The 10,624-nt window shown below is 46.4% G+C and carries 9 protein-coding genes; 5 read left to right on the top strand and 4 right to left on the bottom strand.

Features of this window, described 5'->3' with window-relative positions; genetic code table 11:
• Positions 1 to 15 precede the first annotated feature (15 nt).
• Entirely contained in the window at positions 16 to 1,302 is a 1,287-nt protein-coding gene (locus tag MASE_RS01525) for a lytic murein transglycosylase (RefSeq protein ID WP_014947996.1), read from the top strand.
• A gap of 88 nt (positions 1,303 to 1,390) precedes the next feature.
• Here the strand turns inward: MASE_RS01525 and MASE_RS01520 are convergent, their stop codons facing one another.
• Entirely contained in the window at positions 1,391 to 2,203 is an 813-nt protein-coding gene (locus MASE_RS01520; RefSeq protein WP_014947995.1) for a DUF4198 domain-containing protein, read from the bottom strand.
• Positions 2,204 to 2,397: 194 nt separating this feature from the next.
• Positions 2,398 to 5,094 carry an ATP-dependent helicase HrpB gene (hrpB, locus tag MASE_RS01515; RefSeq protein ID WP_014947994.1) on the bottom strand — a complete coding sequence of 899 codons (2,697 nt, stop codon included), beginning with the start codon at positions 5,092 to 5,094 and terminating at the stop codon, positions 2,398 to 2,400.
• A 156-nt stretch (positions 5,095 to 5,250) separates the two neighbouring features.
• Here hrpB and thpR point away from each other — a divergent pair, with 156 nt between their 5' ends.
• Entirely contained in the window at positions 5,251 to 5,904 is a 654-nt protein-coding gene (gene thpR / locus MASE_RS01510; RefSeq protein WP_014947993.1) for an RNA 2',3'-cyclic phosphodiesterase, read from the top strand.
• Positions 5,905 to 6,089: 185 nt separating this feature from the next.
• Positions 6,090 to 6,944, top strand: a complete 855-nt coding sequence (purU, locus tag MASE_RS01505) for a formyltetrahydrofolate deformylase (RefSeq protein ID WP_014947992.1) — start codon at positions 6,090 to 6,092, stop codon at positions 6,942 to 6,944.
• 77 nt (positions 6,945 to 7,021) lie between these two features.
• Here purU and MASE_RS01500 read toward each other — a convergent pair whose 3' ends face one another.
• Together MASE_RS01500 and MASE_RS01495 are read right to left on the bottom strand one after the other, a co-directional pair.
• Complete coding sequence (locus tag MASE_RS01500) at positions 7,022 to 7,462, bottom strand: hypothetical protein (protein ID WP_014947991.1); 441 nt, start codon at positions 7,460 to 7,462, stop codon at positions 7,022 to 7,024.
• A 148-nt stretch (positions 7,463 to 7,610) separates the two neighbouring features.
• Positions 7,611 to 8,129 carry a YgjV family protein gene (locus MASE_RS01495; RefSeq protein ID WP_014947990.1) on the bottom strand — a complete coding sequence of 173 codons (519 nt, stop codon included), beginning with the start codon at positions 8,127 to 8,129 and terminating at the stop codon, positions 7,611 to 7,613.
• Here MASE_RS01495 and MASE_RS01490 point away from each other — a divergent pair.
• Positions 8,128 to 8,313, top strand: a complete 186-nt coding sequence (locus tag MASE_RS01490) for a hypothetical protein (RefSeq protein ID WP_014947989.1) — start codon at positions 8,128 to 8,130, stop codon at positions 8,311 to 8,313. The genes MASE_RS01495 and MASE_RS01490 overlap by 2 nt on opposite strands.
• Positions 8,314 to 8,383: 70 nt before the next feature.
• Positions 8,384 to 10,573, top strand: coding sequence for a M3 family metallopeptidase (locus tag MASE_RS01485; protein WP_014947988.1), 2,190 nt, complete (start codon positions 8,384 to 8,386; stop codon positions 10,571 to 10,573).
• Positions 10,574 to 10,624 lie beyond the last annotated feature (51 nt).

The following is a 10,624-nucleotide window of genomic DNA, read 5'->3' as shown; positions in this document are numbered from 1 at the left end:
CACAGGAACCGTACTATGCGCTTAGCTTCATTTAAGTCTTCTTTTTTCTCTACTCGTTCGCCTAAAGGGGCCAAGTCTTACGCCTCATTTCTTCGACCGTCACTTCGCACGTCTATGGCGCTGCTTCTCGCGGGTGCGACAATGAATTCAGCGCTAGCCAATGAACAATTCGCTAGCTGCACTGCAGCGCTTGCTGATAAAGCCAAGCAGGAAGGGGTTAGCCAGCAGACTATCGATGATGTGTTTCCTCGTCTTGTTCACCAAGATCGTGTGATTGAGCTAGACCGAAGCCAACCAGAATTTGTACAAACCTTTCCGGGGTACTTCAGCAAGCGCGTTACCGACTGGCGTACCGAAAAAGGTAAAGAGATGTATGCAAAGCACGACAAGCTTTTGCATAAGCTAAGTGAAAAATACGGCGTGCCTCCTCATTATCTGCTTGCTTTTTGGGGGCTAGAAACAAACTTTGGCTCTTACAAAGGCAAAATGCCGGTACTCGATTCGCTTGCCACTTTAGCGTGTGATAAGCGACGAAGCACCTACTTCACCCAAGAGTTTCTTGTTGCTGTGAAATTGATGGAGCGAGAGAAGCTGCAAAAAGAAGACATGATTGGCTCGTGGGCCGGTGCAATGGGGCACACCCAATTTATGCCTTCGGCCTATACCCACTACGCTATTGATGGCGATGGCGACGGACAGATAAACTTGTGGGCAAGTGAAGAAGATGCGTTGTCTTCTGCGGCAAACTTTCTTGCCAACTTGGGTTGGGAGCGCAGCTTCCGCTGGGGTCGTGAAGTGCAACTGCCTGAGAACTTTGACTATCAAGAGTCAGGCTATAAAAATAGAAAATCTCTCAGTGAATGGCACGCCCAAGGCGTGAAAAAAGCTGATGGTTCTGAATTGGGCGAAGGCGATACTACAGCCTATGTTATTGTGCCAGCTGGTCACAACGGCCCTGCCTTTATCGCCTACAAAAACTTCCGCGTTATTATGCGCTGGAACAACTCAGAGTTTTATGCCATTGCCGTAGGTGTATTGGCCGACCGTATTGCTGGCGCTTCTGGCATTAAAGCCACGTTACCTGATTTACCTGCGTACAATCGCAAAGATATTATTGCCCTTCAAAGCAAGCTGAATGATTTGGGCTTTGATGTGGGTAAGCCTGACGGCATTATTGGCCCCGCTACCCGTGAAGGCATTCGCAATTACCAAATTAGTAACAACATGATTGCGGATGGGTTCCCAGGACTTGAAGTGATGGCTGCACTTAATATTGACCTGGCAAGCAAAGCTAACTCTTAATCTTGATTAAAACAGCGCCCTTTCAGGGGCGCATTAATCATTTGGTATTTTCAGTAATCGGTAAGGTAAAAACCGCTCAGCTTATTGGTTACTGAAAGTACTCAAACGTTAGGCTTGAAAAATAGGTTTCGAAATCTGCAGCCGCGCTATTTGTAAGTGGGACTCCCCAAACTGTATTCAGAATTACAGGTCCTTCGACGTCAAATTTAAATGTCGCCTTGCCCTCACTATCCGTTTTAACCGCTTGCTCTTTAGCGCTGTGATCAACCAAGGAATACGCATCAATAAGCGCGTTACTCAAAGGCTTACCTTTAAATAATACCTGAACAGATAGCGTGTTTCCTGCAAGCTTGTAAGGATGTTCAAGAGGCACTATTTCCAATGTGTGGCCAATGGGTTTTAATACGTTGTTCGTTACCGCGTCACCAACTTGCACAATGGTTTTCGCCTTTCTAGAGTACAGCTCTTTGCCGGCGATATCGTTTTGTCCCCTCGCCTCGCGGTGCGCCAATACCTCAGTTAAGCCTTCTTCTTTTGCATACTGATTAAACTTCTTCGCTTTTAATGTGCTTGTGGCGTGATAGCTTTCAAATCCTATGACGTGAGTACCGGATGGGAGCTTGGTTGTTTTTGCCATGCCCGGCAGCATCGAGGTTTTAGGTACAACACTGGCAGCCATATCAGTTACACCGTCAAAAGAGTAGGTGCGCAACGCGACTATTCTATCCCATGCAAGGTTCCAATGAGAGGTATCTTCCTTATGACCCACTTTAAACTGCAATGCCAGCGAATTCGGTTCTTGTGAACGATATGCTGTGGGTTCTAGCCAAAAATCGTGAGCTTGAACGTTAATTGAAGTAGCAAATAAAAAAGCAGCAGTAGCAATACAAGATAGTTTCATTGCGTAGTTTAACCTGTAAATAAGAGTGAGGTTTCAAACTCCAACTTAGCGCAAGTTTCAGCGTACGACCACTGTCGTAAAAAACATACTGTGTACGAAACTGGCATATAGGAAAATGGCGTATAGATACCACTTTTGTTTAAAATAAACAAAAATCACCTGAAAACGATGGTTCGTGTAGCCGTATCAGCGCGCTACATATGCTTTTTTGTTTTGCTGGTCGGCGATGCATTTGCGGGGTCATCTGGCCAAAAGTGCTTTGGATAGCGCCCCTTCATTTCTTTTTGTATTTCCTTATAACTGCCATGCCAAAAGGCGGCTAAATCACTGGTGGTTTGTAATGGCCTACCTGCTGGCGACAGCAGCTCACATACAACGGTAATTCGCCCACCCGCTATCGTTAATGGCGTGCCTTGAGAATATAACTCTGGCATTTTGACCGACAGCACCACATCTCCATTATCGCGATAATCCAGGCTAGCCTCTCTGCCGGTTGGAATAGTCACGTGAGTTGGCAAGAGTGTGGCCAAGGCATCTTGCTGAGGCCAAGAAAGACCATTATTCAAGGCTGTTTTCCACGGTAACTGCTTAAGGTTTTTGATGTTTTTACAGTTCTTTAAGACAGGTGCTAAACTGTCTTTGGCCTGGTGCACGAGAGCGTTCAATGACGACGGCCACGGCTCGGGTTCATCGAAGGCTTTGTCTTGTGGCAAATTGAGCTTCCCAGCCATTGCCACTCTTCGCCACCATTGCCAGTCTGCGTCAGAAAGCGGCCAGCTTGATAGAGGAAGTGCATCAAGGTAGGCGAACCATGCGTTGCATAACGCATCATCCCAGAATGCTTTTTCACGACTTTTTTCCTGTCCAGAAACCGGTGTGCTATTTAACGTTATCTCATAAAAGCCCGTACTTACTCTGGCTTCCATTACCCCAGTATCGCTGTTAAGAATAACGCTGCGCTTTTCTTTGAACGCGTCAGGAAAGGCTAAACGCAACCAGCTTTCAGGCACTGACTGTGCCAAGCGTATTGCCACCGTGCTTTTTATCAGCTGCCCGTCGAGCACTGCCAGCCATGGTCCATCGCCATTTTCGCTCTCATTAAAAATGGACGCACTACCAGCAGCAGTGAGCTCTGCACCTTTGCCACTTGCCAGTTTGTATTCGACTATACCGGTCTTAGGCTTACCATTTGTTGTATTCGAGCTCTCTGCCGATTTATCTGACGCACTGCGCCTATAGCCCACCTGCAAAGGAAATGCGATAGCGATACAAAGCCCAAGGGCTTGCTCGTCTAGTTCGTTAATATCAGGCTTAAAGCGTTGTGCTTTTCCATCATTATTTTGCACGTAGCGCGCATAACGGGTAGCTTGCTGTGTAAGCTGACTGCGCGTGTTGCTATTGGCGTGGAGCAGCGCATCCATGACATTTGTTGCGCCGCCCACACTGACATTACTTTCGCTAAGGGCCACAACAAAAGGTGCGGCGTGGCGAAGCGCGTCGTTGTCATCAGCACTAAGTCCATCAATCCCTTGTTTAACGGTCAGCAATAAGTGGGCTAAATGGGGCTGACAGGGTAACTGGGCCAGCGCTCTTCCATAGGGAGTAATGCTGGATTGTGAGATAGCATTAACGCGCTGAAGCTTTTGTTGTGCGACCTGCTGCTGCGCTTGTGTAGGCTTCGTCAACAATGCCAAGGTATCTGGGCTACTGCCCCAGGCTAAGGTATCAAGCAAAAAGCTACTTAAGTCTTCCTTTTCAATTTGCGCCGCATTGTATTTGGCCAAACGCTCGAAGCTGCTTTTGCTACACAACCGATAGCAGGTTCCGGCCATTACACGCCCCGCGCGCCCCGCTCTTTGAATGGCGGATGCTTGCGAAATGCGCTGCTGGGTAAGCGCAGTTATGTCACTGGACGGATGATACTGAGCACTGTTTTCCCATAGGCTATCAATAACCACCGTCACGCCTTCAATGGTAAGACTCGTTTCAGCAATATTGGTAGATAATATGATTTTTCGTCTGCCTTGCGGGTCTGGCGTAATAGCGGCTTGTTGCACAGATTTACTTAACGCTCCATAGAGCATGTGAACGTCTATGCCCGCACTCTCAGCAACGCCTTTTATATCCTTAGCAACGGCATTAATGCTTCCTCGCCCAGGTAGGAAAACCAAAATATCACCGTCGTGTTCGCCTACTGCCTGCTTTATGATATTGCAGGTTTTGGGTACTAACTCATGCGCCTGCACATCTTGTGTGTAGCGGATGTCAACGGGAAACATGCGCCCTTGCGTATTCAAGTTCACTACTGGCAGTACGCTATGCGCATTGAGCAACATTTGAAGGGGTGCTACATCCAAGGTAGCCGACATTACAACTAATCGTAAGTCATCGCGAAGCCCCGACTGTACTTCAAGCGCTAGTGCCAAACCGAAGTCACTGTGAATACTGCGTTCATGAAATTCATCGAAGACAATAGCGGCTACTCCATCAAGCTCAGGGTCTTGCTGAATCATGCGAGTCAGCACCCCTTCGGTTATGATCTCAAGCCGAGTGGCAGACGATGTTTTCGACTCCCCCTTAATGCGATAGCCAACCGTTTCGCCCACATTTTCATCTAATTGCCTAGCTAAATAGTCCGCAAGGTTTCTCACCACCACGCGCCGTGGCTGCATAAGTAATATTTTTCCTTTAAGCGATGATTTCAGCAGTGACAAAGGAAGTACGGTGGACTTTCCCGCGCCCGGAGGAGCCCCTATGATGACGTTGCTAGCGGCTACAGCTTCTTCAAGCGGCGTAACGAGTTCATAAGCGGGTAAGTGAGAAAACGGCTGTAACATAAAGGGCATAAAGGTGTTATAAGTTGATGGGTATAGTGTACCTGATTTGAGCAATGCACCCGAACATCACTGCTATTTTTTTAAATTTGGCAAATAGCTCAATACTTGCGTCTTGTTTTGGAATTCGCAGGTAGCGCCATGATAAACTTAGGTTTGTATGGACATTAACGTGATGTACAAGCTAAAGGGCAAATTGGAAGGAGGAAAGCTATGCGAAGCTTTATTGGTTTAGATCTTAGCGCCACAGAAAAACTTGCTCTAGATAACTGGCGCCAACAGGCATTGCCTGAAGTTATGCCCCGTCAATGGGTAAAAAGCGAGTATACCCGCTCTCGAAAGTCTACCAATGCGCGCTACGACAACACCAATAGCCAAGGGCCCGCGCAACCGTACGCAGTGCCGGCGGCGAACTTCCACATAACGCTTAGCTTTTTAGGTGAGATAAATCACCGGCAGCACGAAGCGTTGGTGTATGAACTCGATCAGCTTGTGAGCGAACCCTTTTCTCTAACCCTCGATGCGACGGGATTATGGAACGGCCCTAAGATACTCTTCGCTTCGCCGACAGATGCGCCAAAGGCGCTAGGTGAACTCGCCAAATTGTCGCGAAAAGCAGCCCGCAAGGCGGCAATAGAGGTAGAAAGTAGAGAATATAAGCCTCACGTTACACTTGTCAGAAAGGCTACGTCGAGCTTGCCTCTTCCCCTTTACAGCCCCAATGTAGACGTTCACGTTTCGGCATTTCACCTTTTTGAGTCTGTCTCTACACCGCAAGGGGTAGTCTACCCTATCCGCCAGTCTTGGCCGTTAAAACACAATATGTCGGTAAGAGAAAAGCTGCGCCGAGGGATAACCGACGAGTAAAGGCAAACGCAATACCGTGCTGACTTGGGTAAACTGATGTCCATTTGACTCACACCTTTTGAGCTTAAGACCTCATCTGATTATGAGTTATAGCAATTTAAGCTGGTTTAAAGTAGCGCGTCGCCTTTACAACACATGGCGGCACAGGTAAAAAGAAAGCCTGTTTTTTTATTCAAACTGCCCAAATGCAACAAACATTTAGATTAGTAATAGACTGCCCAGACCAAATTGGGCTCGTTGCCAGCGTGTCGCAATTTTTGGCCGACCATAACGCTACCATCGTTGAAGCAAGCCATCATACTGACTTACAAACCGGCCGCTTTTTCATGCGCCATGAAATTAGCACCGACTCGCTAAAGTTAGATCATCAAAGCTTTGTTAAAGAATTCACTCCGCTTGCTAACGAATATCAGATGAACTGGAAGCTGAGCGACTCCAGCAAAAAACAGCGCGTCGCCCTGCTTGCCAGCCTTGAGTCTCACTGTTTAGTTGACCTGCTTCACCGCTGGCACACAGGCGAACTACACTGTGATATTCCGGTTATTATTGGTAACCACCCGCAAATGAAACAGTTTGCAGACTGGTACAAAGTCCCTTTCCATTGGGTAGACTTTAAAGCGTTAGGGAAAGAAGCCGCTTTTGCGCAAATCACGACTTTACTTCAAGAATACAAAATTGATTTGACCGTGCTTGCCCGCTTTATGCAGATTTTACCTGATACGCTTTGTCAAGAGTTGCAAGGTAAAGCTATTAACATTCACCACAGTTTCTTGCCGAGCTTTGCAGGTGCTAAGCCATACCAGCAAGCCTATGATCGCGGCGTAAAGTTAATCGGCGCAACCTGTCACTACGTTACTAAAGATTTAGATGAAGGCCCTATTATTGAGCAAAGCGTTAAACGTATAAGTCACAGTGACAGTGCAGCTGATATGGTACGTAAGGGTAAAGATTGTGAAGTAACGGCATTAGCTCATGGCGTGCGCTACCATTTAGAAGACCGCGTGATTATTCACAGAAATAAAACCGTGGTGTTTGCGTAAGTCTTTACACTAATAAATTAAAAAAGCCCGCGAGTAAACATTACTTTCGGGCTTCTCTTTACACTTTTTTCGTTTATTTAGACATTCTTTTTTACGTTGTTAAATCCATCATCACCAAGCACCTCTTGAAGTCTCGCTTTTATTACGGCTTCCTTATGAGGATAGTGAAAGTCAAACCCTTTACCGTTGCCGCTTTCCAAAATGACTCCAAGGTAATGGTGAGAAAAATTAAGCGCATAGATAGTATTGGCGTTCACCCTGAGGGGCTGGCGATCAAGTCCCTGTAAAAAGTGAAACATCACAAAATCACCATCTTTTTCTATCAATTTTTCAATGGGATATCTATTACCGAAGCGCCTGCTTCTTAAATAAGAGAAAAAGCCTATACATAGCCCAACACTACCTAGGGTAGCCGCTAGTTTAACTTCACCTTCTGCAGTGATATTTAAAATAAAAAGAGCCAGTAGAAACACTGGAACACCAAGAAATAGTGCCTTGTCGATGGGTTTGCGTTGCATCGTCTTCCCTGTGAAAGTTTGATTCCCTTTAAAAACGCAATAAATCACAAAGCGGCTATGGTTTCAATACAAGCAACGGTTTCAGTACGTCGACATTCTTGTCATTAGGTTAGTGCTGTTATCGGTCTGACATGAACTATTTTATGCTTCAAACAGGGCTGGTGCGCATGGCACGTCTTAGCTTCATGTAATACCACAGGTTCGAGGCTGCAAACAGGGCTTCAGTAATGGCTAATCCCCACGTTTGCGTAATTATTCCGTACGCAGTGAAGTTGATGGAGCCAATGATCATGCATACCCTTAAACCCGCTTCCTTGCAGTGAAGTTCGCCAAACCGGTATGCCATAAAAGTTAACACCGGCATAGCTTCAACTAACGATGTTTTACCGGTTAGGTTATTCACCGTCAGCACAATAACCATCATAGAGATTAATGTAATGTAGGTTGCCACAGGAGACAGAAGTTTTTGTTTTATTAAACGATAACTGGTACTCAGCCCTGCCACCGTAATTACTACGGCTCCTCCCCACGCTTGCTCGAAAACCAAAAGTGAGCCAATAGCAATACATAACCCTAAATTCAGTAGCAGTAATTTACGTTCAGTGTTCGACCAAAAGGAGGCCAAAGCGAATGCAACGGGAAACGCGTGAAGAAGTAATTCAAACATGATGATCACAGTAAAAAAGTCAGTGGTTTACGAGCTGCGGAAGACAGCTATTCAGAACGCGCGCAGTGTAATTTCCAAGCAGCATAAAGCCAATCAAAATTTGACCAATTTCGACGAATTGCATATCAGCGCGATTTCTCTTCAAACCGCTGTACTGCAAGGAATTACGTTAAAGAGCATTTAACTTATTTTTACATTATCTTAAGATGGATTTTGTCAAAAACGTATAGATAAAAAAACAGACAGGAAAACTCATGGGTAAATTTAAATCATCACTCACCGCTATGGCGGTTGTGGTTGCACTCGGTGCATGTTCAGAACAAAAAGCACCTGAGACCACCAGCACAGATGTACAAAATACAGCGACATCTCAACAAGCACAGTTTGATAACGTGCTGCTTCAAGAGTTTAAAGGCCCGTACGGCGGTGTGCCTGCTTTCGATAAAATGAAATTGGAAGATTTGAAGCCTGCGCTAGAAAAAGCCATGGAACTGAATCTTAAAGAGATCGAAGCCATCGCAAATAACGAAGCGCCACCAACGTTTGAAAACGTCATTGTTGAAATGGAGCGCGCAGGTGCAGAGCTTGGACGCGTATTCACGTATTACGGCATTTGGAGCTCAAACAAGTCTAGCCCTGAATTCCGCGAAATTCAGGCCGAGATGTCACCAAAACTGTCAGCTTTCTTCACTCAAATTACGCAAAATGAAAAACTCTTTGAAAGGGTGAAAACGGTGTACGAGTCTGATGAACTGAAATCGCTCACGCCAGAAGAACAGCGTATTACGTGGATGACTTACAACAGCTTCGCGCGCAACGGTGCGACGTTAGATGGCGAAGCGAAAAAGCGCTACGCTGAAATTAACCAAGAACTTGCTACGCTGCACACCAAGTTTTCTAACAACGTACTAGCAGACGAAGAAAACTACGTTACTTATATTACTGAAGACCAGCTTGACGGCCTACCCGCTTCGTTTGTAAAGGCAGCTAAAGCGGCAGCAGAGTCTCGCGGCGAAGAAGGTAAATATGCGATCACCAATACGCGTTCGTCTATGGACCCCTTCTTGACCTACTCAACCAATCGTGAGCTTCGCGAAAAAGTATGGCGTACTTACTACAACCGCGGTGACAATGCCGACGAGTTTGATAACAATGACATTATCAAGCGCATCCTAACCCTTCGAGATGAGCGCGTTGAGCTGTTAGGTTACGAAAATTACGCACAGTGGCGTTTAGAAGATCGTATGGCGAAGACCCCAGAAAACGCCATGGATCTGATGATGAAAGTATGGCCTGCCGCTATTGCTCGCGTTGAAGAAGAAGTGGCCGACATGCAGGCCATTGCCGATGAAGAAGGTGCAGACATCACTATTGCGCCATGGGACTACCGCTTCTATGCAGAAAAAGTGCGCCAAGCGAAGTACGACCTAGATTCAAACGAAGTAAAGCAGTACTTACAGCTTGATAAGCTGCGCGAAGCGATGTTTTACGTTGCAGGTCGCTTGTTCAACTTCAACTTCACACCTGTTGAAGAAGGCAAAGTACCCGTTTTCCACGAAGACGTGAAAGTATGGGAAGTAACTGACAAAGACAGCGGTGAGCATATCGGTCTTTGGTACCTTGACCCATTCTCACGCCAAGGTAAGCGCTCTGGTGCTTGGGCAACGACGTATCGCTCTTACACCACGTTCGATGGCAAGAAGACCGTATTGTCTTCAAACAACTCGAACTTCGTGAAAGGTGCTGATGGCGAAGCTACACTTATTTCGTGGGATGATGCTGAAACCTACTTCCATGAATTTGGTCATGCTCTTCACTTCTTAGCGTCTGACGTAGAATATCCGTCTTCGCATTCTGGCGTACGCGATTACACTGAGTTCCAGTCTCAGTTATTAGAGCGCTGGTTAACCACCGATGAGGTAATCAACAACTATCTGGTTCACCATGAAACAGGCGAGCCAATTCCAGCAGAACTAGTTGAGAAGATTAAAAAGGCCTCAACCTTCAATGAAGGCTTCAAAACCACTGAGTACATGGCTTCTGCCATTATGGACCTGAAGTATCATACTACCGATCCTAGCAAGATTGACCCTGACACTTTTGAGCGTGAAGAGCTTAAGAAGCTTGGTATGCCAGAAGAAATCGTTATGCGTCACCGTTCACCTCACTTCGGTCACGTGTTCTCGGGTGAAGGTTATGCTGCGGCCTATTACGGCTACATGTGGGCAGAGGTTCTTACTGCTGACGCAGCAGAAGCCTTTATGGAAGCACCGGGTGGTTTCTACGATAAAGAAGTAGGCGATCGCTTAGTGAAATATCTATTCGCCGTACGTAACGCAATGGATCCAGCTGAAGCATATCGCAAGTTCCGTGGTCGTGACGCCAAGGTAGACGCATTGATGCGTGACCGTGGTTTCCCTATTCCTAAGGAAAGCAAAGAGTAAGTTAACGCACTTACCCTTCCTAGGTCCTGTTGTTATTCGCTCTACATCAAA

This window comes from Alteromonas macleodii ATCC 27126 (assembly GCF_000172635.2).
Taxonomy (GTDB): domain Bacteria; phylum Pseudomonadota; class Gammaproteobacteria; order Enterobacterales; family Alteromonadaceae; genus Alteromonas; species Alteromonas macleodii.
The sequence above is the reverse complement of the archived record's forward strand: the minus strand, read 5'-3'. Positions and strand labels throughout refer to the sequence as shown.